The 24,508-nt window shown below is 42.0% G+C and carries 26 protein-coding genes; 16 read left to right on the top strand and 10 right to left on the bottom strand.

The genetic code is table 11. From position 1 onward, the window contains the following. Position 1: 1 nt before the first annotated feature. Both mltG and pabC read right to left on the bottom strand, forming a co-directional pair. Complete coding sequence (mltG, locus tag H9629_RS07275) at positions 2–1,060, bottom strand: endolytic transglycosylase MltG (protein ID WP_064096214.1); 1,059 nt, start codon at positions 1,058–1,060, stop codon at positions 2–4. A gap of 1 nt (position 1,061) precedes the next feature. Further along, positions 1,062–1,874 (bottom strand): aminodeoxychorismate lyase, encoded by an 813-nt coding sequence (pabC, locus tag H9629_RS07270; protein ID WP_191730804.1) that lies wholly within the window; start codon positions 1,872–1,874, stop codon positions 1,062–1,064. A gap of 159 nt (positions 1,875–2,033) precedes the next feature. On the opposite strand from pabC, the gene H9629_RS07265 reads away from it, so the two are divergent. The 7 genes from H9629_RS07265 to H9629_RS07235 all read left to right on the top strand — a co-directional run bounded on the left by H9629_RS07265 (position 2,034) and on the right by H9629_RS07235 (position 8,725). Then, a complete protein-coding gene (locus H9629_RS07265) occupies positions 2,034–3,041 on the top strand; it encodes a sulfate ABC transporter substrate-binding protein (protein ID WP_064096216.1) in 1,008 nt (335 codons plus the stop codon). 175 nt (positions 3,042–3,216) lie between these two features. Beyond that, positions 3,217–4,230: a sulfate ABC transporter substrate-binding protein gene (locus H9629_RS07260; RefSeq protein ID WP_064096471.1), complete on the top strand. Its 1,014-nt coding sequence runs from the start codon at positions 3,217–3,219 to the stop codon at positions 4,228–4,230. 29 nt (positions 4,231–4,259) lie between these two features. Beyond that, positions 4,260–4,865: an alpha/beta hydrolase gene (locus tag H9629_RS07255; RefSeq protein WP_064096217.1), complete on the top strand. Its 606-nt coding sequence runs from the start codon at positions 4,260–4,262 to the stop codon at positions 4,863–4,865. An 85-nt stretch (positions 4,866–4,950) separates the two neighbouring features. Further along, on the top strand, positions 4,951–5,784 hold the full coding sequence (cysT, locus tag H9629_RS07250; protein WP_064096218.1) for a sulfate ABC transporter permease subunit CysT: 834 nt from the start codon (positions 4,951–4,953) through the stop codon (positions 5,782–5,784). Then, complete coding sequence (gene cysW / locus H9629_RS07245; protein ID WP_064096219.1) at positions 5,781–6,674, top strand: sulfate ABC transporter permease subunit CysW; 894 nt, start codon at positions 5,781–5,783, stop codon at positions 6,672–6,674. The genes cysT and cysW overlap by 4 nt, the downstream gene beginning before the upstream one ends. 11 nt (positions 6,675–6,685) lie before the next feature. Further along, the gene (locus H9629_RS07240; protein WP_064096220.1) at positions 6,686–7,747 is read left to right on the top strand and encodes a sulfate/molybdate ABC transporter ATP-binding protein; all 1,062 of its coding nucleotides are present in this window, start codon (positions 6,686–6,688) and stop codon (positions 7,745–7,747) included. A gap of 54 nt (positions 7,748–7,801) precedes the next feature. Then, complete coding sequence (locus H9629_RS07235) at positions 7,802–8,725, top strand: CysB family HTH-type transcriptional regulator (protein ID WP_064096221.1); 924 nt, start codon at positions 7,802–7,804, stop codon at positions 8,723–8,725. 466 nt (positions 8,726–9,191) lie between these two features. Here H9629_RS07235 and carO read toward each other — a convergent pair whose 3' ends face one another. Next, positions 9,192–9,923 carry an ornithine uptake porin CarO type 6 gene (carO, locus tag H9629_RS07230; RefSeq protein WP_064096222.1) on the bottom strand — a complete coding sequence of 244 codons (732 nt, stop codon included), beginning with the start codon at positions 9,921–9,923 and terminating at the stop codon, positions 9,192–9,194. 320 nt (positions 9,924–10,243) lie between these two features. Between carO and dapD the strand changes: the two genes are divergently transcribed. The 5 genes from dapD (at position 10,244) to H9629_RS07205 (ending at position 13,585) form a co-directional block, all read left to right on the top strand. After that, a complete protein-coding gene (dapD, locus tag H9629_RS07225) occupies positions 10,244–11,065 on the top strand; it encodes a 2,3,4,5-tetrahydropyridine-2,6-dicarboxylate N-succinyltransferase (RefSeq protein ID WP_064096223.1) in 822 nt (273 codons plus the stop codon). Between the two features lie 131 nt (positions 11,066–11,196). Beyond that, the gene (gene queE, locus H9629_RS07220) at positions 11,197–11,907 is read left to right on the top strand and encodes a 7-carboxy-7-deazaguanine synthase QueE (protein WP_064102788.1); all 711 of its coding nucleotides are present in this window, start codon (positions 11,197–11,199) and stop codon (positions 11,905–11,907) included. Positions 11,908–11,940: 33 nt separating this feature from the next. Then, positions 11,941–12,609 (top strand): 7-cyano-7-deazaguanine synthase QueC, encoded by a 669-nt coding sequence (queC, locus tag H9629_RS07215; RefSeq protein WP_064102789.1) that lies wholly within the window; start codon positions 11,941–11,943, stop codon positions 12,607–12,609. 16 nt (positions 12,610–12,625) lie between these two features. Next, positions 12,626–13,039 (top strand): hypothetical protein, encoded by a 414-nt coding sequence (locus tag H9629_RS07210; RefSeq protein ID WP_064096226.1) that lies wholly within the window; start codon positions 12,626–12,628, stop codon positions 13,037–13,039. A gap of 87 nt (positions 13,040–13,126) precedes the next feature. Then, positions 13,127–13,585: a peroxiredoxin gene (locus H9629_RS07205; RefSeq protein WP_191730803.1), complete on the top strand. Its 459-nt coding sequence runs from the start codon at positions 13,127–13,129 to the stop codon at positions 13,583–13,585. Between the two features lie 183 nt (positions 13,586–13,768). Here H9629_RS07205 and H9629_RS07200 read toward each other — a convergent pair whose 3' ends face one another. Continuing rightward, the gene (locus H9629_RS07200; RefSeq protein WP_081406365.1) at positions 13,769–14,332 is read right to left on the bottom strand and encodes a YceI family protein; all 564 of its coding nucleotides are present in this window, start codon (positions 14,330–14,332) and stop codon (positions 13,769–13,771) included. Positions 14,333–14,691: 359 nt separating this feature from the next. Beyond that, positions 14,692–15,297, bottom strand: a complete 606-nt coding sequence (locus H9629_RS07195) for a LysE/ArgO family amino acid transporter (protein WP_191730822.1) — start codon at positions 15,295–15,297, stop codon at positions 14,692–14,694. Between the two features lie 104 nt (positions 15,298–15,401). Here H9629_RS07195 and H9629_RS07190 point away from each other — a divergent pair, with 104 nt between their 5' ends. After that, on the top strand, positions 15,402–16,310 hold the full coding sequence (locus tag H9629_RS07190) for a LysR family transcriptional regulator ArgP (RefSeq protein WP_191730802.1): 909 nt from the start codon (positions 15,402–15,404) through the stop codon (positions 16,308–16,310). Positions 16,311–16,312: 2 nt separating this feature from the next. On the opposite strand, the gene H9629_RS07185 is transcribed toward H9629_RS07190, so the two are convergent. Further along, complete coding sequence (locus tag H9629_RS07185) at positions 16,313–16,882, bottom strand: nicotinate-nicotinamide nucleotide adenylyltransferase (protein WP_064096230.1); 570 nt, start codon at positions 16,880–16,882, stop codon at positions 16,313–16,315. Between the two features lie 103 nt (positions 16,883–16,985). Between H9629_RS07185 and H9629_RS07180 the strand changes: the two genes are divergently transcribed. Both H9629_RS07180 and H9629_RS07175 read left to right on the top strand, forming a co-directional pair. Beyond that, positions 16,986–17,786 carry an enoyl-CoA hydratase-related protein gene (locus tag H9629_RS07180; protein WP_064102792.1) on the top strand — a complete coding sequence of 267 codons (801 nt, stop codon included), beginning with the start codon at positions 16,986–16,988 and terminating at the stop codon, positions 17,784–17,786. A gap of 73 nt (positions 17,787–17,859) precedes the next feature. Next, positions 17,860–18,657 (top strand): nitroreductase family protein, encoded by a 798-nt coding sequence (locus H9629_RS07175; RefSeq protein ID WP_064102793.1) that lies wholly within the window; start codon positions 17,860–17,862, stop codon positions 18,655–18,657. 238 nt (positions 18,658–18,895) lie between these two features. On the opposite strand, the gene H9629_RS07170 is transcribed toward H9629_RS07175, so the two are convergent. The 3 genes from H9629_RS07170 to H9629_RS07160 all read right to left on the bottom strand — a co-directional run bounded on the left by H9629_RS07170 (position 18,896) and on the right by H9629_RS07160 (position 21,721). Then, entirely contained in the window at positions 18,896–20,365 is a 1,470-nt protein-coding gene (locus H9629_RS07170; RefSeq protein WP_191730801.1) for a carotenoid oxygenase family protein, read from the bottom strand. Positions 20,366–20,504: 139 nt separating this feature from the next. Continuing rightward, positions 20,505–20,822: a hypothetical protein gene (locus H9629_RS07165; RefSeq protein ID WP_064102795.1), complete on the bottom strand. Its 318-nt coding sequence runs from the start codon at positions 20,820–20,822 to the stop codon at positions 20,505–20,507. A gap of 17 nt (positions 20,823–20,839) precedes the next feature. Next, on the bottom strand, positions 20,840–21,721 hold the full coding sequence (locus H9629_RS07160; protein WP_064102796.1) for a LysR substrate-binding domain-containing protein: 882 nt from the start codon (positions 21,719–21,721) through the stop codon (positions 20,840–20,842). Between the two features lie 164 nt (positions 21,722–21,885). On the opposite strand from H9629_RS07160, the gene H9629_RS07155 reads away from it, so the two are divergent. Further along, the gene (locus H9629_RS07155) at positions 21,886–23,628 is read left to right on the top strand and encodes an FAD-dependent oxidoreductase (RefSeq protein WP_191730800.1); all 1,743 of its coding nucleotides are present in this window, start codon (positions 21,886–21,888) and stop codon (positions 23,626–23,628) included. 40 nt (positions 23,629–23,668) lie between these two features. Here the strand turns inward: H9629_RS07155 and H9629_RS07150 are convergent, their stop codons facing one another. Beyond that, the gene (locus tag H9629_RS07150; protein WP_081408823.1) at positions 23,669–24,337 is read right to left on the bottom strand and encodes a hypothetical protein; all 669 of its coding nucleotides are present in this window, start codon (positions 24,335–24,337) and stop codon (positions 23,669–23,671) included. Positions 24,338–24,508: the final 171 nt, after the last annotated feature.

The raw sequence follows: 24,508 nt of genomic DNA, 5'->3' as shown, positions 1-24,508 counted from the left end.
CTCATTCCTTACTTTTCGAACGTAAAATCGTCAGATATTCCTGCACTGCTTTATTGTGATCATTCAGATTGGTGGTGAATTTATGTCCACCATCGCCGGTCGCTACAAAGTACAGATTCTCAGAATTATCCGGATGCATGGCTGCTTCAATGGCTTTCTTGCTTGGCAAGGCAATTGGTGTTGGCGGCAACCCTGAAATGGTATAGGTATTATACGGCGTCGGTGTGCGTAAATCCTTGCGGGTAATATTACCGTTATAGCTGTCACCCATTCCGTAAATTACCGTTGGATCAGTCTGTAAACGCATACCATTTTTTAAACGGCGTATAAACACCCCGGAAACCTGTTCCAGCTCACGGTCAATACTGGTCTCTTTTTCAATAATTGATGCCATAATCAGCGCGTCATATTTATTCTGATACGGTAGATCAGCCGCGCGTTTTGCCCACGCTTCATCCAGTATTTTCATCTGTCGCTGATACAGATTGGTCAGAATTTTGCGGTCTGTTTCACCTTTGGCAAAGAAGTAAGTATCCGGTGCAAACAACCCTTCGGGATGTGAATACGTAATATTGAGTTCTTTCAGTAATTGCGCAGTAGGCAGATGCAGCACTTCCTTAGTAACCAGATCATTTTTCTTCAGGATATCGACCAGCTGTTTAAATGTTGTGCCTTCAATCACCAGAATCCGGCTCATCTGGGCATTGTCTGCATTGGAAATCATTTCCAATACCTGACGAAAACTCATGCCTTGGCGTACTTCATACACGCCCGCTTTCATGGTGTCATGAATCATGATGCGCTGATACAGTTTCAGGATGATCGGAAAACTCACCTGATCTTCTTTGGCCAGGCGATCAATGAAACCGGAATAGGTTTGACCAGATTCAATCGCGAGCAGCTGTTTTTTTCCTTCAACAGGATAATCTTTCCACAAACTGCTCTTTAGGATTAACCCCAAAATCAAAGCAATACCAATCAGTACTAAGACAATTCCTTTGAAAGATGAGGAAGATCTCACCTTATTGTTCTTTTTGGCTTTAGGTTTGGAAGCTGACATATTAAGACATCTGGTTTAATCGAAGACGGTTAAAAAGTTCAATACAAGCATTGCCATCCAAGGCGCGCTGCTCAAATTGTGTGACAATTTTCATCGGGCTGAGTGCATTGCAGAAAAACAGACTCCGAATATGGGAAATTTCATCCATACCCATATATCGTTGTTCACAGACAATACCCTGATCTTGCATACGTTGTAGAATTTCTGCACGCATGACACCGAAGACGCCATTATAACGGAGTTCCGGCGTAATCCATGTATTCTTTATAAGAATGAAACAATTACTGCTCACCCCTTCGACAATGCCACCTTGTACATCTGTCACTATTGCCTCAGGCCAGCCGCGTTGATCTGCTTCCTGTTTCAGTAAAACCTGCTCCAGGCGGTTCAGGGTTTTCAGTCCAACCAGACTGGGCATGGTCAATCCCACTGCCCGCTGCAATACGCCACTTTGAATCTGTTCAAACCTAAAATCCTGTATGTCTTGAGGATAATAAAACAGCCAGAGATCTGCTGGATGATCCGGCAAACTATAACCGCGCTGACCCACTCCACGACTGAGCACAATCTTTAATGTCCCGTTCAGCTTACCCTGTGATTTCCCTAGAAGCTGTAAACTTTCCGTGATCAGATCGAGATTGGCATTCAGGCTTAAGCTCTGATTGCTGTTTTGCAAACGTGTCAAATGACGATCATACAATTCAATCCGGTTATGTCGAATCCGGGCCGTCGTAAAACAACCATCACCATAATGAAAGCCACGATCCAGCACCTCTATATGACTGACACGTTGGGCATTTTTTAAATACAGCATATTTTTACGGTCTCTAAAATATAAATTGGGCAGTAATATCCAGGCTTCACCTATATATCTCTTTTACTCACATCCAATTCTTTTTTAATTATTTTTTATGCAAAAAAACTCAAGCTATTCTTGCCTCATCTAACAAAAGCTAAAAAACTTGAGGCAAAAATGAGCATTCGTAAATTAAAAATTGGGGTATTGGCAGCACTGGTATCAGCAAGCGCTTTTAGTGTCTCTGCAAAAGATTTCCTAAACGTTTCATATGACCCGACTCGTGAATTATATGATAATTTCAATAAGGAATTCAGCGCATACTGGAAAAAAACCACCGGTCAGGATATTAACTATAAACAGTCACATGGTGGTTCAGGCAAACAGGCACGTGCCGTGATTGACGGACTGGATGCCGATGTTGTGACACTGGCACTGGCAGCAGATATTGATGAGATTGCAGAACGAGGTTTGCTGCCTAAAGACTGGCAAAAGAAATTCCCGCAGAATTCGACACCCTATACTTCAACTATCGTTTTCCTTGTACATAAAGGCAATCCAAAAGGGATCAAAGACTGGGGAGATCTGGTTAAACCGGGCGTAGACATTATTACCCCGAACCCAAAAACTTCAGGTGGTGCACGCTGGAATTATCTGGCTGCCTGGGCATGGGCCAAACATCAAAAAGGTGGCAATGATGCTAAAGCACAAGACTTTGTGCGTCAAATCTATAAACAGACCAAAGTACTGGATTCTGGAGCACGCGGTGCCACAACGACTTTTGCTGAACGTGGGATTGGGGATGTATTACTGGCCTGGGAAAACGAAGCGCATTTAGCTGTCCGTGAACAACCGGGTAAATTTGAGATTATTACCCCTTCTCTGTCTATTCTGGCTGAACCACCGGTGGCGATTGTAGAAAAAAATGCAAAAAAAGACGGTAATGAAAACCTCGCCAAAGCCTATTTAAATTACCTCTATTCACCTGCTGGGCAAACTGTGGCGGCGAAAAACTTTTACCGTCCACGTAATGCGAATGTCCTGAAGCAGCACAATAATGTATTCAAGCCATTGAAGCTGGTAACCATTGATAAAGAGTTTGGTGGCTGGACCAAAGTTCAGAAACAGCATTTTGACAATGGCGGTGTGTTTGACCAGATTGTTAAAGCCAATCACGCAAAATAATACTTTAAATGCAGTTCATTATGGCCTTTATTCATAAGGCCATTCTTATTTCAAACACTTAAGAGGTTATTTATCTCTTTTTTTCATATAAAATTCATTTTTAATTATTTTTTATGCATAAAGAATGAGTTTATTCTGCACTTATGTTACAGAACATATCAGAGATTCAGTCCAGATGAGCATTTCAAATACATTAAAACTTGGGGTTTTAGCAGCTGTTATCTCGGTAACCTCATTTGGTGCAGCAGCACGTGATTTTCTCAATGTATCCTATGATCCGACCCGTGAACTGTATGAAGATGTAAATAAGAATTTTGGCAAATACTGGGAAAGCCGTACCGGTCAAAAAATCAATTTTAAGCAATCGCATGGCGGTTCAGGCAAACAGGCTCGCGCGGTAATTGATGGACTGGATGCCGATGTCGTGACATTAGCTCTGGCCGCTGATATTGATGTACTGGAAGCGAAAGCCAAACTGTTACCTGCAGACTGGCAAAAGAATTTACCCAATAACTCGACACCCTATACTTCAACTATCGTTTTCCTGGTGCGCAAAAACAATCCCAAAGGGATTAAAGACTGGGGAGATCTGGTTAAACCCGGTGTAGCGATCATTACGCCAAACCCGAAAACCTCAGGCGGTGCGCGCTGGAATTATCTGGCTGCATGGGCTTGGGCCAAGCATCAGGCAGGTGGAAACGATAAAACTGCGCAAGAATTTGTCCGTAAAATCTATAAAAATACCAAAGTGCTAGATTCTGGAGCACGTGGCTCAACCACGACTTTTGCTGAACGCGGGATTGGGGATGTTTTACTGGCTTGGGAAAATGAGGCGCATCTTGCCCTTCGTGAACAGCCGGGCAAGTTTGAAATTGTAACCCCATCACTGTCGATTCTGGCTGAGCCGCCGGTTGCGATTGTAGAAAAAAATGCTGCTAAAAAAGGCAACAAATACCTGGCTCAGGGTTATTTAAACTTCCTGTATTCCCCCCTTGGTCAGGAAATTTCGGCACGTAACTTCTATCGTCCACGTACTGCCAAAGTTCTGGCCAAATACAGCCAGGTATTTAAGCCATTAAAACTTGTCACCATTGATCAGGAATTTGGGGGCTGGGATAAAGTGCAGAAAACACATTTTGAAAATGGTGGCGTGTTTGATCAAATTGTAAAGGCAAACAGCGCAAAGTAATTCACAGCTGGTCTCTGAGGAGCATTGATATGACCCATACGCTTATTGTTCCAGGTGTCGGTGGTAGCGAATACAATCACTGGCAAACATGGTTACAACAACGGCTAACTCGATGCTCTCGTGTGCAACAAAAGGATTGGAATCATCCGGTTTTGCAGAAATGGATCATTGAATTTGTCAATATCCTGCAAGCTATTCCAGAAGACGTACAGATTGTGGCACACAGCTTTGGCTGTCTGACCAGTGTAGCTGCCCTTGCCCAACATCCGGAACTCAATGCAAAAGTAAAAAATCTGCTATTGGTAGCTCCAGCTAATCCGGCACGATTTGGGGAAAATGGTTTTGCGCGTGATAGTCAAACAGACTACAGCGCCTATTTTCAACAGCTCAAACTTCAAGTACCTACCAAATTATTGATCAGTGAAAATGATCCATGGTTAAGCTTTGAAGATGCGCACTTACTGGCCCAGGCCTGGAAAATCAAACCGGTCAATCTGGGGGCAGTCGGTCATGTCAATGTCGCTTCAGGCTTCGGTCCTTTTCCCGAAATTAAACAATATTTGATTTCAGAAAACGCTATGCCTTATATCAGTAAAGTTGATGATAGCAAGTATTATTTTAAATTTGCATTTTAGTCGCTGCAAACTATGCTTGTGCCAAATTTATTTTCTAATTTCGCTGGTTATTTTTAACGAGCATTCTCTCTTTTGAGGAGTAATCATGTCGCAGCGATCCCGAGTGCTGCCAGGATTTGGTCTTTCTCTAGGCTTTACCCTAGCGTATTTGTCATTAATCGTTCTGATCCCCCTGTCTGCTGTTTTTATTAAATCACTAGGCATTGGCTGGGAAGGCTTATGGGAGATCCTGAGCTCTGAACGTATCCAAAAATCACTGCAACTCAGTTTCAGCGCAGCGATTTTTGCCGCACTGGTAAATGTAGTATTTGGCCTGTTACTGGCCTGGTGTCTGGTACGTTACAGCTTTCCGGGCAAGCGTCTTGTCGATGCTTTGGTAGATTTGCCATTTGCCTTACCCACCGCGGTTGCGGGTATTGCCCTGACCTCTTTATATGCACCGACCGGCTGGATTGGTCAATATCTAGAACCGATCGGTATCAAAGTCGCCTATACCCCGATTGGTATTACATTAGCGCTGATCTTTATTGGTCTGCCTTTTGTAGTGCGTACCGTCCAACCGGTACTGAGTGATCTGGAAACTGAACTGGAAGAAGCGGCTTCTGCACTGGGTGCCAACCGTTTTCAGATTATCACCAAAGTGATTTTTCCAATCCTTCTGCCTGCGCTGATCACTGGCTTCGCTTTGGCCTTCGCCCGTGGTGTTGGTGAATATGGCTCCGTGATATTTATTGCTGGTAACCAGCCTTTTGAAACAGAAATTGCCCCCTTAATGATTATTTCTCGCCTGGAAGAATATGACTATGCAGGTGCAACCACCATTGCAGTAGTGATGTTGCTGATTTCTTTTGTCTTGCTGTTCCTGATTAACTTACTGCAAGCCTGGGCAAGCCGCCGTACCGGGAGAACTGCACGATGAGTTTAAATACCAACAGCAATGCGCTGGCTGAAAAGCTGCAATCCCGTGATGCAACCCGCGAGCCAACCTGGGTACGTTATACCCTGATTACCATTGCACTGCTTTTCTTTTTGAGCTGTCTGATTCTGCCGCTGATTCTGGTTTTTGTAGAAGCTTTCAAACAGGGAATAGGTGTTTATACCCAGGCTCTGGTACATCCGGATACCTTGTCGGCAGTGAAACTCACCCTGTTGACTGCTGCAATCGCAGTACCACTCAATGTCATATTTGGTGTTGCTGCTGCATGGTCAGTGGCCAAGTTTAATTTCCGTGGCAAGTCATTCCTCACCACCCTGATCGATATGCCTTTCTCGGTTTCACCCGTAATTGCCGGGTTAATGCTGGTACTGATTTTTGGTACCCAAGGCTGGATGGGTTCCTGGCTGATGGACAATGACATCAAGATCCTGTACGCGGTGCCTGCGATTGTTCTGGCAACCGTCTTCATTACCGTACCTTTTGTTGCCCGTGAGCTGATTCCGTTAATGGAAGCACAAGGTACTGAAGAAGAAGAAGCGGCAATTGTACTCGGTGCTTCTGGCTGGCAGACTTTCTGGAAAGTGACCCTGCCAAACATCAAGTGGGGCCTGATCTACGGTGTAATTCTATGTAATGCACGTGCCATGGGCGAGTTTGGTGCAGTATCGGTGGTTTCTGGTCATATCCGCGGCGAAACCAATACCTTGCCGCTTCACGTCGAGATTCTCTATAACGAATATACTTTCAGTGCTGCGTTTGCCGTGTCTTCACTTCTGGCTCTCCTCGCAATTGTGACCTTGGTTCTAAAAACCTGGGTAGAACTGCGCCAGGAAAAACAAGACAAACGTAATGATGATTTAACAGTTTCTTAAGGAATGCCCACATGAGTATTCAAGTTAAAAATATTGAAAAACACTTTGGTGCATTCCATGCACTGAAAAACATTTCACTAGATTTCCCGGATGGTCAGTTAGTGGCTCTACTGGGTCCATCAGGCTGTGGTAAAACCACCCTGCTACGTATTATTGCTGGTCTGGAATCGGCAGATGGCGGTCAGGTCATTCTTGAGGGCGAAGATGCTACCAATGTGCATGTACGGGAGCGTGAAGTCGGCTTTGTATTCCAGCACTATGCCCTGTTCCGCCATATGACGGTATTTGACAATATTGCCTTTGGCCTGCGTGTGCGCCCACGTAAAACCCGTCCATCAGAAGCTGAAATTAAAAAACGTGTGACGCGTTTACTTGACTTGGTTCAGCTTGGTTTCCTGGCTGATCGTTATCCAGCCCAGCTTTCTGGGGGGCAGCGTCAACGTATTGCACTGGCACGTGCTCTGGCAGTTGAACCACGTGTATTATTACTGGATGAACCTTTTGGTGCACTGGATGCCAAAGTCCGTAAAGAGCTACGTCGCTGGTTACGTACCCTGCATGATGAACTGCATATTACATCGATCTTTGTAACTCATGATCAGGAAGAAGCACTTGAAGTTGCGGATCAGATCGTAGTGATGAACAAAGGTGATGTGGAGCAAATCGGTTCACCACGTGAAGTCTATGAAACACCGAAAACGCCATTTGTATTTGACTTTTTGGGTCAGGCAAATCGTTTTGAAGGTCAGAATCATGGTGGCCTCCTCCAGCTCGGTGAAGACCGCATCCAGTTTGAGGGTGCAAAAAATGCTGCTCAAGGCGAAGTTATTTTATTCGCACGTCCAGATGACTTACGCATTCATGCGCAGCCACATGACAATGCAATTCAGGCCACCTTTATTCGTGAATTGTGGATTGCTGGCAAAGTGGTTGCAGAACTGAATGATCGACAAGGCAACCTGATTGAAATTTTACTCACACCTGATGAAGCGAGAGCACATCAATTCCGCCCAAATCAAACCGTGTGGTTAAGTGCAGTTAACTTGCATCTATTTGAAAACCAGGTCGCTTAAGATCAAAAGATGGGGTTTTAAAATACCCCATCCTCTTAAAGGGTAAAGAAAATCATGAATTTTCAACAATTAAGAATTATACGAGAAACAGTTAGACAGAACTTTAACTTAACTGAAGCTTCAGCTGCACTTTATACCTCACAGTCTGGGGTAAGTAAGCACATTAAAGATCTGGAAGATGAACTCGGGGTGCAGCTCTTTATCCGTAAGGGTAAACGTTTGTTAGGCTTAACTGAGCCAGGTCAGGCACTTTTAGGGATTGTGGAACGCATGCTGGTTGATGCTGACAATATCAAACGTCTGGCTGATGATTTTAACAAAGTCGATGAAGGCACCTTGACCATAGCGACCACGCATACGCAGGCACGTTATGTGCTGCCGCCGATTGTCAGTCAGTTTAAAAAAGAATTCCCCAAAGTTCACCTGATTTTACAACAGGCAAGCCCGGTTGAAATCACGGAAATGCTGCTGCAAGGTCAGGCGGATATCGGTATTGCAACTGAAGCACTCACCACTGAAGATAATCTGGCCAGTGTGCCTTACTATAACTGGCAGCACAGTATTATTACCCCACAGAATCATCCTCTGACCCAGAAAGAAAAAGTCACTATCGAAGACTTGGCAAATTATCCGATCATTACCTACCATGGTGGTTTTACCGGTCGCTCCAAGATTGACACCGCTTTTGAAGAGGCCGGTTTTGATGTAGATATTGTGATGTCTGCTCTTGATGCTGATGTGATCAAGACCTATGTAGAAATGAATATGGGCGTCGGCATCGTTAACGATGTGGCTTATGACCCTGAGCGTGATTACCGTTTAAAACAGATTAAAACCGATGTTTTCGGAGTAAATACCACCTGGATTGCAGTACGTAAAGGTCACTTACTGCGTGGTTATGGCTACGAGTTTATTTCACTCTGCTCGCCAGATGCGGATATTAAAGCACTGAAAAAAGTGGCTTATCCAGACGAATAAACTGCATGATTTTCAGTTTTTGATCAAAGAGGCTAAGTGGCCTCTTTTTTTATTTTTATATAGACAAGCATTGAAAATATTAATTTTGAAAAATTCATTACAGCTGAAGTTCTCTTTACTTGGGTTGAACCTGAAATCAGCTGTCAGGTATAACAATTCGATCAAACCTTTGTTATAAAATTCTGGAACGGGAACTCCGAGGGCAACATTCACTCCAGATACCAGTTCAAATATTAGAGTAGTACCTCTCTAACAGATGCAAGCAACTTAGGATGTAGTAACAGGTCAATCTAATAAAAATTTTAAAGTTTGCGTTTATACCACATAGGCCTATTACACGGCTTATAGATTTATACATAGCTTTTTACGAGAGGGTCCTAGACTTAAAACCAGTTTAAGATTTTAAAAATACTTTTAAAAATGCATAAAAAAACGAGCCGAAGCTCGTTTTTTTTAAGGTCAAATCTTAGAAGCGGAAGCTTACACCGAGTTTCGCTACCGGGAACCATTCATACTTGTTATCTTCGCGAATTTTGCGTTCTTCGTTCTGAATTGCTTCCGCTACACTAGGGGAACCTGTTACAGGCGCAAGACCAGTAGCTGTTAAATTAACTTCTGGGTTACCATTGTAATAGGCACCAACTTCACCAAATATACCCCAACGGTTGGTAATGGCTGGTGAAAAACCAATGCCTACGTAAGGTGCAATACTGTTTTTATATGATAGTTTACCATCCACACGACCTTCAGTAGCACCTGGAGCAAGCTGATAATCATTGTTATCAATACTTAAAGTGTTACCTCCACCAATACTGCGAGTTAAACCATAATCATTATCAGTATATGCTACCCCTGCTGCCATATAGAACCAGTTCGCCCAAGGACGAATTTCAGCATTCAAGTAAGTCAGGTTGTTATCCAGATCCAAATCATACTTTGTTCCATTGATAGATAAATCATCAGACCAGGAAATATCACCACCGTTATAACCTAAAGTGACGCCTACATATGGGTTAGCACTCCAGGAAATTGCACCACCGTAACCGGTAGTACCTACTTCAGCACGAACAGAAGCTGGTTTAAAGAAAGAGAATTCAGTAACGCCCTCATCTGTTACGATAATTTCATCTGCGGCCATAGCAGAACTAGCGGCTATAGCTAAAATAGATACTGCTAAAATATTATTCAAAGGTTTCATTATTCCTCTCCTCAAAAGAACTTATTTTTGATCATTAGTTATTCGTGATAGGCTCAATATAAAGGACTTAAAAAATATTTTTTATTCACATTTTGCTAATCTTTTGTTATTTTTTGATACAAATTAATTTTTCTTGTTTAGAAGCAAGCATTTTCTAACACTTCTCCTACACTTTAATTTTATGGAAAATAATAATTATCACTTTAATAATTTTACCTCTTCTATAGTTTTGGTTATTTTTCACCTATTTTTGGTGCTTTCAACTATTTTTCCTGCAATATAGTGTAAAATCTAGAAAATTTTTTTCTGGAAGGAAGATCATGTCGCAGCTTTCAACAATCATTGAACAGGCGTTTGAAGACCGTGCAAATTTTACAGCTGCAGATTGCTCTGCTGAAATTCGTCAAGCAGTTGAGGAAGTAATTGCTGGTCTAGACAATGGTACTTTACGTGTTGCTGAAAAAATCGATGGTGAATGGGTTGTTCATCAATGGATTAAAAAAGCAGTATTGTTATCATTTAAATTAAACGACAACAAACCAATGGAAGCTTGTGATCTTCGTTTCTATGACAAAGTAGATACTAAATTCTCAGGCTGGTCTGAAGAACAATTCAAGGCAGCGGGTGTACGTGTTGTACCGCCTGCAGTAGCACGTAAGGGTTCTTTCCAGGCTAAAGGTGTGATCTTGATGCCTTCTTATGTCAACATCGGTGCTTATGTCGATGAAGGCACAATGGTAGATACCTGGGCAACTGTCGGTTCATGTGCGCAAATTGGTAAAAATGTACACTTGTCAGGTGGTGTGGGCATTGGTGGTGTTCTTGAGCCACTTCAAGCAAATCCAACCATTATTGAAGATAACTGCTTTATCGGTGCACGCTCTGAAATCGTGGAAGGCGTAATCGTGGAAGAAGGCTCGGTAATTTCAATGGGTGTATTCATTGGCCAGTCGACCAAGATTTATGACCGCGCAACTGGCGAAATCCATTATGGTCGCGTACCAGCAGGTTCGGTTGTTGTTGCGGGTAGCCTTCCATCTAAATGTGGTACTTACAGCCTGTATGCTGCCATTATCGTGAAAAAAGTTGATGCACAAACTCGTTCTAAAACAAGCTTGAACGATCTATTACGCGAAGACTAAGATGTCTTAACTTAGAGGACACATTTGTGTTCATCGGAGCTTCAACCGCTCCTCGTCTCTACGATTAGTAATAATCGTAGGGATTTTTATTTTTATACCCGGTTATTTATTTTTCATTGGTTAGTTTTGTTATGAATACGCTTCGATCTTCTGCAATCCCAGTTTCTGATCCGTCTGCGGGTTTACGCATTACGGAGATTTTCTATTCATTACAAGGTGAAGCCAATGCCGCAGGACTGCCAACGGTATTTATCCGTTTAACCGGTTGTCCACTACGTTGTAGCTACTGTGACACCACCTATTCCTTTGAAGGTGGCGAGCGTCAGTCTCTGGAAGATATTATCCAGACTACGCTTGATTTTAAAACACCTTATGTCTGTGTGACCGGTGGCGAACCTCTGGCACAGCCCAATGCCCTGCCCCTGATGCAGCGTCTGGCAGATTTAGGATGTCAGGTTTCACTTGAAACCAGTGGGGCTTTAGATGTGTCCAAGGTGGATTCACGTGTTTCCAAAGTCCTCGACTTAAAAACACCCACTTCAGGTGAAGTTGCACGAAATTTGCTTGCTAATCTCGATCATTTAACTGCACACGATCAAATCAAGTTTGTCATTTGCAATCGTGAGGATTATGAATGGTCAAAGCAGCAGCTTGAACAGTATCAACTTCAAGAGAAAGTCAGTACAGTTTGGTTTTCGCCTGCATTTGCGGTAGAAAAAGGTGCAGTTCATTTACCACAATTGGCACGTGACTTAGCTCAATGGATTTTAGAAGACCATCTCCCTGTTCGTTTCCAGTTACAACTGCACAAGTTGTTATGGAATGATGAAACTGGTCGTTAATTTTTTGTAAAGTATTTTTTGGAGAATCAGCTTATGCGCCCTCGTGCCATTGTCCTGTTATCTGGCGGTTTAGACTCAACCACATGTCTGGCTTGGGCACAGGCACGCTATGAATGTATCGCACTCAGTTTTCGCTATGGTCAACGTTCAACCACCGAGCTGGATGCAGCAAAAGCGTTAACTGAACGTGCGGGTGTAGAACATCGAGTGATCAATATTGATCTGGGTAATCTGGGGGGCTCAGCCCTTACCGATCATAGCATTGAGGTACCTGATCACGAACAGGCCGGCATTCCGATTACTTACGTTCCTGCACGTAATACCATCTTCTTGTCATATGCTTTAGCTGCAGCAGAAGTCTTCAAAGCTGAAGCAATTGTGATCGGGATTAATGCGGTCGATTACTCCGGTTATCCGGATTGCCGTCCGGAATTTATCGAGGCATTTGCCAACATGGCCCGTCTTGCAACCAAGGTTGGTGTAGAGGGCCAAGCTCTCAAGTTTGAAACACCTTTGTTACATTTATCCAAAGCAAATATTATTCGCTTAGGTATGGAACATGGCGTAGACTACAGTCAAACGGTGTCATGCTATCAAGCAGATGACCAAGGACGTGCCTGTGGTAAATGTGACAGTTGTCGTTTACGTAAACAGGGTTTTGCGGACGCAGGTGTTGAAGACCCGACACGTTATATACCGTAATAACAAGGTAGAGTTTATGAAGAATTTAAAATCAGGCATTGTACTTTCAGCAATTGTTTCAGCTGCTGCGATGTTCACCACTACAGCTCAAGCAGCTGATGACAAATTACAACAAGCTTATAAAAGCACCAATGTGAAAGCTGCATTGATCAATGTTTGTAAAGATGAAACTGGCAAAAGCAAGAAATTAACTTCTGCTGAAGTCAGTAAATATTGTACTTGTGCGGTTGAAGCAGATGGTAAATTAACCAATGCGCAAAAATGGGAAATTCAAAGTACCATTAACCAGAAAAAAAGCCCAGGTAGTTTAGCTTTTGTACAAAAGCAGAATAAAGATCTTCAAGCGTGTTTTGGTCCACAGTTAACCGGTAAACTGAAAACTTTGACTGAAGAAGCAATGAAATCAGCTCAAGCTGCACCAAAGAAATAAGATCTAATTTTTCTTATTCTTTAATGAAATAAGCCACTATAATGTGGCTTATTTTTTTGAAAAAATTTAAATAAAACAGGAGTTTTTATGTCTGAAATTAGTTTAATTGACCAGAATTTTCCTGCGACCACAGGCGAGATCAATTTAACCAAGCTAGATACAGAATGGCTAGTCATCTACTTTTATCCTAAAGATTCTACGCCGGGCTGCACCACTCAGGCTGTTGGCTTTTCCTGTTTAAAAGACCAGTTCGAGGCTTTAAATACTACAGTTCTCGGGGTATCCCGTGATTCGGTAAAAGCCCATCAGAATTTTACTGAAAAGCAAAACCTGAGCATTAACCTGATCAGTGATAAAGAAGAAGTATTGTGTCATCACTTTGATGTAATCAAAGAAAAGAATATGTATGGTAAACAGGTAATGGGAGTTGAGCGTTCAACTTTTATTTTCCATAACGGCCAACTGGTCAAAGAATACCGTAAGGTCAAGGCAGCCGGCCATGCAGAACAAGTTCTGGAAGATTTAAAAGCCTTACAAGCGGCCTGATTAACTGCTAAGACCCAGGCATAAAAGCTCGAATATTCGAGCTTTTTTAATGGTTTTATATAGCAGCATATATTTTATATTTACCTGATAAAGATTTAAACCTGAAAATAATAAGCACCCAGCATTCTAAAAAATTTATGATGCAGGATCATCAGGCATGATGAGATATAAGTGAGTACTTTCTTAATTGACTTCACATTGACCTGAAAGATGAAGATTCACTTTGTCCCCTATACCTGCAATTCCCTTTTTCATACCAAAATCACTGCGATTAATCACGGCAGATGCCTGAACATCCAACAGATTGGCATCCGACATACTGGGCTTAAAAGTTGTCTCAAAAATTACGGGCTTTGTTACACCACGCAAGGTTAAATGTCCTAATACCTTGTATTTGCCATTGCCCAAGTCTTTAAACTGAATACTTTTAAAAATTACAGTCTTGTATTTTGCTACATAAAACAGGTCTTCGCCCAAAATCATATTTTTAAATACAGGTTTACTAAAACTTAAACTTTCTACATCCATGACCAGATGGGTTGAGGCGTTTTGCGGTGCATTGGCATCAAACTGCATCGTGGATTGAACCTGATTAAACTTGGCTTTAACCATAGTAAGTCCCATGGACTTGATCTCAAACCCTACATCGCTTTTGGGGGTTAGGGTCCATGATCTTGCAAAAGACTGACTGATTAAAGCTAGACAGATCGCCAAGCTAAGAAGCCCGGTTTTTATTATTGTTTTCAATTTTAAATCCACCTTGTTTAATTTCTTATTAATCGGATTTAAGTCAACGGCTTAATCTGAAATTAAATTTTCTTGTTGTGTGTTCCCACATGGTTTCGTTATTTTTATATCAGTTTTTTGAAGTTTTTGTAAAATCATTCATGACTAATGGACAGAATAATCGTCCTGATTTCTTTCTTCAGGAATCGTGTCTGTCCAGCAGAGAACTGTTTTGATCTTACAACTTTCTGTTCTCGCTACCTTTTATAGAACAAAGAATTTGCTGTTTCCAGCTGAATAAAATATTAAAAATCATTGATAAATATCTTAAATAATACGCTGGCTTTATTCTGAAACAGTTTCTCAAGGTTATAAGTAAATCAAATGCTGACTATTAATGACAAGGCGATCGCCCACATGGTACAGGCAATAATAGCATCCAGAATTTTCCATGCTTTTGGATGTTGAAACCACGGCGTCAATATTTTTGCGCCATATCCCAAACAAAAAAAGAAAAACCAAGAAGCAAGGACTGCGCCTAGCATAAACCATTCTTTCCCCAGACTGTATTGGGTTGAAATAGATCCGATCAGGATTACGGTGTCTAAATAAACATGCGGATTCAGCCAGGTAAAAGCCAAACAGATCATCAGCACCTGTACAAAATGCTCTGTTGCCTGATCACTCAATGCCAATACCTCTGTAGATTTAAATGCACTAATCGCATGTTGCAAACCATAATAAAACAGAAATCCTGCACCAATATATTTAGAAAACATAACAATATGCGGGTAATGCTCGATGACACGCGCGAATCCAAAGACACCCAGCAAAATTAAAATAGAATCAGATAAAGCACAAATTACACAGACCCAGAACACATGCTGCTGTTTTAAACCTTGTTTTAGAACAAAGGCATTTTGTGCACCAATACTCACAATCAGGCTCATTCCTACAGCAAAGCCACTCACCATATAACTGAACATCATCTTCCCCCTTTTTTAAAGAAAGGCATTATTCAATAAAATCGGCAAGATTAATTAAAACTAAGTTAATATCAGATTAACTAAATATTATTTAGATAAGAAAGATGCTGAATGCGAAACAATGTGATGCTTTTTATGCAGTTGCAAAAACCGGAAGTTTTGATCTTGCAGCGGAGCAGTTAAACATTACTGCCTCAGCAGTTACTCTTCGTGTTCAAAGTCTGGAAAAACAATTGGGACATCTGCTGTTGGTCAGAGATCGGCCTTGCCGCGTGACTCAATCTGGGCAAACTTTATTGCATTATTTACAGCATCAACGCTTGCTAGAACAGAATCTAATGCAGGATCTGGGGGGACAGCTGCAACAAGAAGGTTTCTATTGTCTGAATATTGCCACCAATGCTGATTCGCTCGCGACCTGGCTGTTACCGACCTTACAAGACCAGCTGATTCGGCACAAAATTGTGTTGCATTTTCAGGTAGATGACCAATCACAGACTCATCATCTGTTAGAAGCAGGCCTCGTCAATGCCTGTTTGAGTACGGAAGCCAAGGCAATGAAAGGTTGCCGGGCCGAATTGATCGGAGAGATGCAATACCGTCTCGTTGCCACCCCTGAATTTTCCCGAAACTGGTTTCATCAAGGCGTACATCGGAATACGCTACGTCTTGCTCCTGCTATTCTTTTTAATGAAAAAGACCAGTTGCATACCCAGTTTATCCAGCAAGAGTTTGGCCTGAATCCTGCTCAATACCCTCACTTTTTCATCCCATCGACCCATGCATTTTTTGATGCAATTGTGATGGGACTGGGCTATGGCTGGTTACCGGACTATCAGGTCCGAGATTTGCTGGCATCAGGTCAACTGCTTGAGCTTTCAAGGGAATTACGCATCGAAGTCCCCCTGTATTGGCATCACTGGAAAGAACAGTCTCCTGCTCTGGAGATTTTAGGTGAATGTTTAAGGCAGCATGCTCAAGCTGCCATGAATCAACCAGTATTGAACTTGTAGTTTTAAACCAGATTGGTTTTATCATTCCGGGCGAATTTTTCACTGAGCTGTTGATAGGTCGCTGTATGCTGGAAACGCTCTAAAAATTCAATCGTGCCTTGTGGGAATTTATCCCGTTGAATTTCGCCACGATAATAAGCTTCACGCATCGGCGTGGCAGATAGGGCTCCTTCAAGACTATCAAGTTCGACCATTTCCCATTCTGGGAAAAATTTTAAATAATAGGAAGAATCATCTTTAAAATGCCCAATCAGCCCGACTTTGGCATCCGGTTCAATGACCTGATTCACCAGCGATTTCACCAGTTTTTGCCATTTTTCATCATTATAAACATCTATGACTTCTACAAATTTGATGCGCGCCTGATCTTCAGCACTAAAATTTGACAGGATCATGGCTTCACGCTCCGAAGCCAAAAATGGATTCTTGATATTACGTTCATTTTGTGCAGAACCAAGAGCCAAAATCACATTCTGACTGTGCTGCAAGGCGATCTTAATGGTTTGCATGTGCGCCAGATGAAAAGGCTGAAAGCGGCCAATGAAAACCAGATAATCAAATGTATAGTTCATAAGGGATCAGTTTTTTTATGACTCATGAGTTGTGCCGCTCCAATAAATATGCGACATAATAATTCCCATAAAATCAAATCAAGTTTAAAGCAAGGATAGTACGATGACACTGAGCTGTATTCAACAACCTCATGAGCATTTGAATGCGAATTTAGAACATGGTGTACTCACTTTGGCAATCAATCGCCCGGAAGCTAAAAATGCATTATACAGCGAGCTTTATTTATGGATTGCGAAAGCCTTGGATGAAGCTGATCAGGCACCTGAAGTGCGTGTAGTTGTTTTACGCGGTCAGAACGCTGACTTTAGTGCAGGCAATGATATGCAGGATTTTATGAAATCTGCAGCCAATAAGGACCAGATTCGTCCGCAAGATGGCCCTCCATTTGTTTTATTAAAAGCTGCCGCAAAATTTTCCAAGCCTTTAATTGCTGCTGTGCGTGGAGTTGCGATCGGGATTGGGGTGACGATCTTACTGCATTGTGATCTGGTTTATAGTGACCATACAGCCCTGTTCCAGATTCCATTTGTCAGTCTGGGTCTATCGCCTGAAGGCGCGTCAAGCAAATTACTGATTCAACAGGCAGGCTATCATAAAGCAGCTGAATTATTGCTGACTGCACAAAAATTCAATAGTGAAAAAGCACTGAGCGCAGGTCTGGTGAACAGTATCGAAGAAGATGCCTATGCTACTGCACAAAAACAGGCACAAACTCTGGCAGCTTTACCATTGGCCTCTCTGAAGCAGAGCAAAGCTTTGATGAAACATAATCTGGATGAAATTGTTGAATGGATTGATCATGAGGCAGAAATCTTTATGAACCGTGTTGGTTCAGCCGAAATGATGGAAGCAGTTCAGGCTTTTATGCAAAAACGGAAACCTGATTTCACACAATTCAACTAATTTTCAAACTCAGGATGTCAATGAGGTAGTTTAAACTGCCTTCTTGATACCTTTACTTGCCAGAATAAAGAATATGTCTACTGAAAATTTGAATGATAAATCTCATCAAACGTCTGATAGCGTCAATCCTGACAAAAAACGCTATTACGAACCAGCTCCTCAGGATATAGATGTAGAAAATTTTCGCAAAGTCATTGAAAGCCGCCGTTCAGTACGTAAATTTACCAAGAAACCAATTCCTGATGAGGTTCTGGATGCCTGTCTGGATCTGGCACTATTGGCACCGAACTCGTCCAATCTGCAGCCCTGGACTTTTTATGTGGTACAAAATCCGGGCAGGAAAAAACGTCTGGTTAAAGCCTGCATGGGTCAACTGGCAGCAAAAACTGCTTCCGAGCTGATTGTTTGCGTGGCACGTACCGACCGTATTGATGAAATGGCAAAGCGTAATGTGAATGAATTTCCATTCCCAGAAGCACCACCAGCGATTAGAAAATACTATAAATATATTCCATACAACTATAAAACGGGCTATCTGAATGCCTTCGGCAACTTTAAGAAAGTCGCTTTCAAAGTTGCACGTACACTGGACAAGCAAATGCCAGTCTCTGCTTTCAGTCCGGCTGATGCAAAACTGTGGGCAACCAAAACTACGGCACTGGCTTGTGAAAATCTGGTCTTGGCTTTACGTGCTTACGGTTTTGATAGCTGTATGATGGAAGGTTTTGATGAGCCGATGGTTCGTGAAATTCTTGAATTAAATGGCGAACAGTATCCGGTCATGGTGATTGGTGCAGGTGAACGTGCCAAAGATGGCGTATTCTTCCCGCAGTATCGTTTTGATCGTGAACTGTTTATTCAGAAGATGTAAGCAGTATCTCAAATTTAAATCTTTCATCTGCTCTATGATTAGCGGTATAGATGTCAATGTTAGGCTGAGATTCAGGGACGAGTCTTCTGCCTAACAACAGATTTTGATTGCCTTAGCGAATATATTTCTCATTCCTCAAAGTAATATCCGCCTACCATCAGATATGAATCTTATTCGAGCTTTCTAAGTTAATGCCTTTTAATCACCAAGACAAAGTTTCAAGTTTTTAAGCTCAAACCTAAGAATAGTTAATTCTTAGTTTCCGATAATCAATCCAGTTACAATGAAATCCGACAGGTACCCGAACCGGTAAATGAATCGTTGCAATCGGTCCTGCCGTCATCTGCTGTGCATCTAGAATCACCACTCTGGATGGATTTCCATCTAGAGCATGGATATAAGACATGAGCCAGCCATCATTTTCGGCTTGAGCACCTCCCCGCGCGACAAATATCACTTCACCTGTCACCCAGTTCTCACCAAAGGAATAGCTTTCTGAATGGCCAGTTTCCAGATCATGCCCCAAGAGCATATTACTGCTGACATGATAAGGATCATCAAACTCGCCAAAGGAAATACTATAAATATACTGATGCTTCCGCCCCGTATAAGCGTCATTGATCCGTGGAAACTCCTGTTTCGTCCCGGATAATACTGTCCGAAACACTTTTCCCGTGCCATGCTCAAATATAAAACGCTCCAGGCGTATATCCTGATCTTCAATTGGACACTGACTCGAACTAACCAAAGCTTTGGAATGCACGACTGCATCCATCACCACATTACCGGAATCCAGATCATAAGCATTCACGGTATGGAAAATAAAACAGGAATCAATCTCATACCAGCGGATGTCGGCCACCTGACCACCAAATGGCAATATGCCAATACGCGCCTGCCGTTTTGGATTCCATTGATATGGCAGCATTGAACCTTTTAAAGCACTACGTACAGAGAAATTTACATTCAGGTCCAGAATCAGCACCTGAGATTTGGTAATGGCACAATCATGAATCATCGGGCCATGTTTCACTGGAATTTCGACCTGATGTTTCAACTTACCTTTTGAATCTATCTGCAAGTAAAAAACTTTGTTCTGACTTAAAGCATCATAACAAATCGCATGAATATCGCCGGTTTCAGGATCAATATGCGGATGGGCAGTAAATGGCATATCCTGATCATCTTCAAATAAATGATGCCGTCTTGATTCCAGTGCAGCATTCAATTCAACTGGGTATGCTCCTGCTTCAACCAGTGCCCAGATTTTCCCGGCGAAGCTGATGACATTGGTATTGACAGCATCCGCGACACCTCGCGTTTTGCCGGGAATCTGTGGCCGGTGAAGTTTTTCCTGCACACTGGCTGACCCGATATAACTGTTTTTATACCAGTGTGCCTCACCGTCCTTAAGCCTGAGCGCATGTAGCATGCCATCGCCGGTGAACCAATGATAGTTGCATGGGTTTTTGACGTTAATAGGATTCGGACCAATCCGCATCAGTGCGCCATCCAGTTCTGCAGGAATCTGCCCTTCAACTTTCAAGTTTATAGAAAAATGTTCCTGCCGCTCGGGTGCAAATATACCTTCCAGATAGGGATTATCCGGCGAATACGGAATACGGCTGTGCAGGATTTCTGCACCGTATTGAATGGATTTACTGAGCGTATTTTTCCAGACGCTGCTCAGCGGTTTAAGCCATGACATTATTATTTTCCTTAATTATATTTTTTCTATGGATTATTCTGGCAGAAATTATAATAACAAAAGCAGTTTGGCCATTTTTTGAATTTGGACTAACGGTGCGTCAAGTCGAACACACCGATAAAGCAGAAATAATGTAACTTTAGACTTTGATATCCAAAAGCTGAATAAATTCAAAGGCCGGCTCTTCATAAGGATGGCTTTCTTTCAGCGCTTTGGCCACTTCCACCGCCTTTTCATCCGGCACCAGAATTTCTACCCGCCATTCTTCTACCTGTTCCAGTTGGCCGACTTCACCAATATGAGGATCTGCACCTTTCTGCGGCTTAAACTGTCCGGTTCCTAAAACCTGCCAGGCACAATTCGTATATTCCCCAATACCGCCGCCTCCTGCTGCAAATATCGCATTCTTGGTATCTTCCAGGTTTTCGTCTGGTACGTAATAAATCAGCTTTAACATGTATTCTTTCCTGAAATTCAGATATTACTCATATTGTTAAGGGCTTGGGCAATCATCTTCAATGCAGGATTTTGAGAGTTCTTGTTAAATGTTGCATATAAATCCAGTTTTGGTAGCACCTGGTCAGTCTGGATCACTTTTACATGATCATTCATAAAACGAAGTAAATATTCAGGTGCAAAACTAAAGCCCATCCCCATATTGGTCAGATTGATATGTTGCAACACATTAGTCACCCATAAAACCTGTTCATGCTCAAGCTGATCAATACAGAGTAATTTATCCAGCTTTTCATAAAATACGGGTGAAGCATTCTGCTCACACATAATTACATTATGGTTTTTTAGTTCCTGTAATTTCAGGATTCGATCTGTAGAATGTAAGTGCTGAGCGGCTATCAGATAAATTTGCTCGGTTAATAAATGAATATTCTCAAAATCTGGATGGTCCAGATGAAAGCGGGTAATACACAAATCCAGTTCCGCATTTTTCAGCCGCTGAATCTGTTCCATACAGGTCAGGCTATGCAGATGGATTTTTAAGTCCGGCATGTTTTTTTTAAGCTGCACCAATATCTGAGGCATGACTTTGATTTCTGCCACATTCAGAAAACCAATATGAATCTGATTATTTTTCTGCTGCGCAACCTGACGCGCTGCTGCTACTGCCAGTTTGGCATTTTCCAGTGCTTTTTCGGCATAAATCTGAAAAGCCTGTCCTTCATCGGTGAGTTTGACCTTTCTGGATGAACGATCAAACAGCATGACGCCTACTTCCTGCTCCAGATCCTTAATTTGCTGGCTTAATGACGGCTGGGCGGTAAACAGTTTTTCGGCAGCCTTGGTAAAACTTTGTTGCTGCGCTACAGTAATAAAATAGCGTAAATGTCGAAGTTCCATATCTTGCTCTATCCAAAACACCACGTCATATTCGTATATGCAGTGAAAATATCTATAGGCAGATAGTTTATATGAATAGCTCTATAGCCTGCGCTGAATTTTGCCTAGACTCCTCAGCTAACAGATAGATTGTTCATGTAATAGCGACATTCATGGAGTATGTAATGGCACAGCAATATGACACCGATGTTTTGGTGATTGGTACCGGTCCTGCAGGTTCAACATTAGGTCTGGCCCTGGCCAATTATGGCATCAAAGTACAGCTATTTACCCAGTTTAGCTGGTTGGCCAATAGCCCACGTGCACATATTACCAATCAACGTGCCATGGAGGTATTACGTGATTTAGGTATTGAAGAGCAGGTCAAAGAGATCGCTACACCTTGGGAGCAGATGGGTGAAAGCCTGATTACCACCAGTCTGGTCGGTGAAGAAATTGCCCGTTTAAGTGCCTGGGGTACGGGCGATGAACGTCATGGCGATTATATAAAAGGTAGCCCATGTCCTTTAGTTGATTTGATCCAGCCCAAAATGGAAGCCTTGCTGGTTAAGAATGCTGCTGAGCGTGGTGCGATTTATAATTTTAATACTGAATATCTGTCGCATGTGCAGGACGAAGCTGGCGTGACAGCCACTTTCCTCAACCGGATTACCAACACTGAATTTAGCTTGAGAGCGAAATATCTGGTGGGAATGGATGGGGCAAAATCCCGTGTGCTGGAACAGCTTGATTTACCTCTTGAAGGTATAATGGCACGAGCCGGCACAGTGTATGTGACCTTTAAAGCTGATCTTTCTCAATACGTGCAACACCGCCCTGCTATTCTGCAATGGATTGTCAATCCTGAAGCCAGCTTTGGCGACCTCGGTATGGGATTGTTACGTGCTATTACGCCATGGAATGAATGGATTATGGGTTGGGGCTTTGACATTTCCAAAGGCGAACCACAAGTGACTGAGGAACAGGTACGTGCCCGCCTGAATGCCTTCGTCGGTACTGAAGTTGAAGAAGTCGAGATTCAGAAACTGTCATACTGGTATGTGAACCAGACCTGGGCAACTGAATATTCTAAAGGCCGTGTATTCTGCGGAGGTGATGCAGTGCACCGTCATCCACCTTCAAGCGGATTAGGTTCAAATACCTGTATGCAGGATGCCTTTAATCTGGGCTGGAAACTGGCATATGCTGTGAAAGGCTGGGCTGTGCCTGCCCTGCTGGATTCCTATACGGCTGAACGTGCACCGGTGGGTAAGCAGATTGTGGCGCGAGCGAACCAGTCACGTTTTGATTATAAATACCTGAAAGAAGTCTTTGGTTTTGACAATGGTGTAACTACACAAAAACAAATGCTGGAACGTATTTTTGCTGAAACTGAGCAAGGTGCTGAAATCCGCAAAAAACTGTTTGAAGCTTTGGAAATTAAAAACTTCGAATTTAATGCCCAAGGTGTAGAGCTGAACCAGCGCTATAATTCAAATGCGGTGATTGCAGAATCTGAGCCTGAAGCTTTTGAAAAAGATGAGCAGCTTTATTTGCAAGCAACAACGCGCCCGGGTGCCAAAGTGCCGCATACCTGGCTGATCAATGCCAAAGGTCAAAAGCAGTCCACGCTAGATATTACTGGTAAAGGTCGTTTTACTCTCCTGACGGGTTTATCTGGCAAAGGCTGGAAACAGGCGGCTGAAGCATTGAAACTGCCATATCTGGATGTGATTCAGATTGGTTCACGTGACTATCGTGATGTGTATGGCACCTGGAATGCAAAGTCTGAAATTCATGAATCTGGTGCAATCCTGGTTCGTCCAGATGGTTATGTAGCTTGGCGTTATCAGGACAATACTAATGATGCTTTTGATTATGAACATACGTTGAAAGCGGTATTAAAGCTGGTTCAATTAACTGTTTAATTTGATAAAAAAGACCATCGAAAGATGGTCTTTTTTATATTCAAGCCTCATCTAACTTAAGTTTTATCTCATAAAGTTCAGCATATACATCTATCGCTTTGATAATGTCATCTTTCTCAGTTTGAAAATCTGGCTCTGGTCTTCTATTTGTGTAACTATCTCTAATTACATCATCACTCAAGGCAATATATAAGTAAGTCGCTTTTTCACAATCAGTAAACTCATTATTAAATTCTTTTTGTTTTTTATGAATAAAGCTTAATTTATTATACTGAGCAATCACTATTACTTGTAAAGATTTTTCTAAATCAGCTTTTAATTCTTTTATACAATCAAATTTTTCAACTTCTTTAAAGATATGAATAAACTTTTTAGCTCTACTTTCTACCTTTGAAGGACCTGCTAACCCTCCTGACAATTCAGTGCTTGTTTGAATTAAAATGCGAAATAACTCTGTACGACCTTTTCTTAATTCTTCAATTGTTTTCTCAGCTTCTGATCTTAATTCTTTTAACTTAACTCCATTCCCTACAATTGAGAACTCCTGGACCTCAGCAGCAAAAGCTATTATTAATCCTATTACGGCAAATCCTAGAGATAAAGTAACAAACTCAGCTCCTGAAAGTTTCTCAAGATCGATAAGAAGCCACAAACTACTCCCCATACCCAAAATGGCAACAATAAGTCCCCAAACGATATTTTTCTTCAATTTAATCAACCTAAATTTATTTTAGTTCAAACACTTATAACAAATTATAAATATACCTTATTTTCAAAGATTAAATCTAATTACCTACATTACGATATGGATATCGCCCGTCAGACTGTAAGACATGGACGTTCCATCAGTCTGACAAAGAATTTTGGTTACTTTACGGAA

Origin of the sequence: Acinetobacter pecorum (genome assembly GCF_014837015.1) — a bacterium.
Lineage (GTDB): Bacteria > Pseudomonadota > Gammaproteobacteria > Pseudomonadales > Moraxellaceae > Acinetobacter > Acinetobacter pecorum.
Note: the sequence above shows the minus strand (reverse complement) of the source record. Positions and strands in the feature narration are given on the sequence as shown.

What these genes read in the sequence shown, in the direction of transcription:
- mltG (WP_064096214.1), bottom strand. Translation starts at nt 1,060, where the DNA reads ATGTCAGCTTCCAAACCTAAAGCCAAAAAGAACAATAAGGTGAGATCT.
- pabC (WP_191730804.1), bottom strand. Translation starts at nt 1,874, where the DNA reads ATGCTGTATTTAAAAAATGCCCAACGTGTCAGTCATATAGAGGTGCTG.
- H9629_RS07265 (WP_064096216.1), top strand. Translation starts at nt 2,034, where the DNA reads ATGAGCATTCGTAAATTAAAAATTGGGGTATTGGCAGCACTGGTATCA.
- H9629_RS07260 (WP_064096471.1), top strand. Translation starts at nt 3,217, where the DNA reads ATGAGCATTTCAAATACATTAAAACTTGGGGTTTTAGCAGCTGTTATC.
- H9629_RS07255 (WP_064096217.1), top strand. Translation starts at nt 4,260, where the DNA reads ATGACCCATACGCTTATTGTTCCAGGTGTCGGTGGTAGCGAATACAAT.
- cysT (WP_064096218.1), top strand. Translation starts at nt 4,951, where the DNA reads ATGTCGCAGCGATCCCGAGTGCTGCCAGGATTTGGTCTTTCTCTAGGC.
- cysW (WP_064096219.1), top strand. Translation starts at nt 5,781, where the DNA reads ATGAGTTTAAATACCAACAGCAATGCGCTGGCTGAAAAGCTGCAATCC.
- H9629_RS07240 (WP_064096220.1), top strand. Translation starts at nt 6,686, where the DNA reads ATGAGTATTCAAGTTAAAAATATTGAAAAACACTTTGGTGCATTCCAT.
- H9629_RS07235 (WP_064096221.1), top strand. Translation starts at nt 7,802, where the DNA reads ATGAATTTTCAACAATTAAGAATTATACGAGAAACAGTTAGACAGAAC.
- carO (WP_064096222.1), bottom strand. Translation starts at nt 9,923, where the DNA reads ATGAAACCTTTGAATAATATTTTAGCAGTATCTATTTTAGCTATAGCC.
- dapD (WP_064096223.1), top strand. Translation starts at nt 10,244, where the DNA reads ATGTCGCAGCTTTCAACAATCATTGAACAGGCGTTTGAAGACCGTGCA.
- queE (WP_064102788.1), top strand. Translation starts at nt 11,197, where the DNA reads ATGAATACGCTTCGATCTTCTGCAATCCCAGTTTCTGATCCGTCTGCG.
- queC (WP_064102789.1), top strand. Translation starts at nt 11,941, where the DNA reads ATGCGCCCTCGTGCCATTGTCCTGTTATCTGGCGGTTTAGACTCAACC.
- H9629_RS07210 (WP_064096226.1), top strand. Translation starts at nt 12,626, where the DNA reads ATGAAGAATTTAAAATCAGGCATTGTACTTTCAGCAATTGTTTCAGCT.
- H9629_RS07205 (WP_191730803.1), top strand. Translation starts at nt 13,127, where the DNA reads ATGTCTGAAATTAGTTTAATTGACCAGAATTTTCCTGCGACCACAGGC.
- H9629_RS07195 (WP_191730822.1), bottom strand. Translation starts at nt 15,297, where the DNA reads ATGTTCAGTTATATGGTGAGTGGCTTTGCTGTAGGAATGAGCCTGATT.
- H9629_RS07190 (WP_191730802.1), top strand. Translation starts at nt 15,402, where the DNA reads ATGCTGAATGCGAAACAATGTGATGCTTTTTATGCAGTTGCAAAAACC.
- H9629_RS07185 (WP_064096230.1), bottom strand. Translation starts at nt 16,882, where the DNA reads ATGAACTATACATTTGATTATCTGGTTTTCATTGGCCGCTTTCAGCCT.
- H9629_RS07180 (WP_064102792.1), top strand. Translation starts at nt 16,986, where the DNA reads ATGACACTGAGCTGTATTCAACAACCTCATGAGCATTTGAATGCGAAT.
- H9629_RS07175 (WP_064102793.1), top strand. Translation starts at nt 17,860, where the DNA reads ATGTCTACTGAAAATTTGAATGATAAATCTCATCAAACGTCTGATAGC.
- H9629_RS07170 (WP_191730801.1), bottom strand. Translation starts at nt 20,365, where the DNA reads ATGTCATGGCTTAAACCGCTGAGCAGCGTCTGGAAAAATACGCTCAGT.
- H9629_RS07165 (WP_064102795.1), bottom strand. Translation starts at nt 20,822, where the DNA reads ATGTTAAAGCTGATTTATTACGTACCAGACGAAAACCTGGAAGATACC.
- H9629_RS07160 (WP_064102796.1), bottom strand. Translation starts at nt 21,721, where the DNA reads ATGGAACTTCGACATTTACGCTATTTTATTACTGTAGCGCAGCAACAA.
- H9629_RS07155 (WP_191730800.1), top strand. Translation starts at nt 21,886, where the DNA reads ATGGCACAGCAATATGACACCGATGTTTTGGTGATTGGTACCGGTCCT.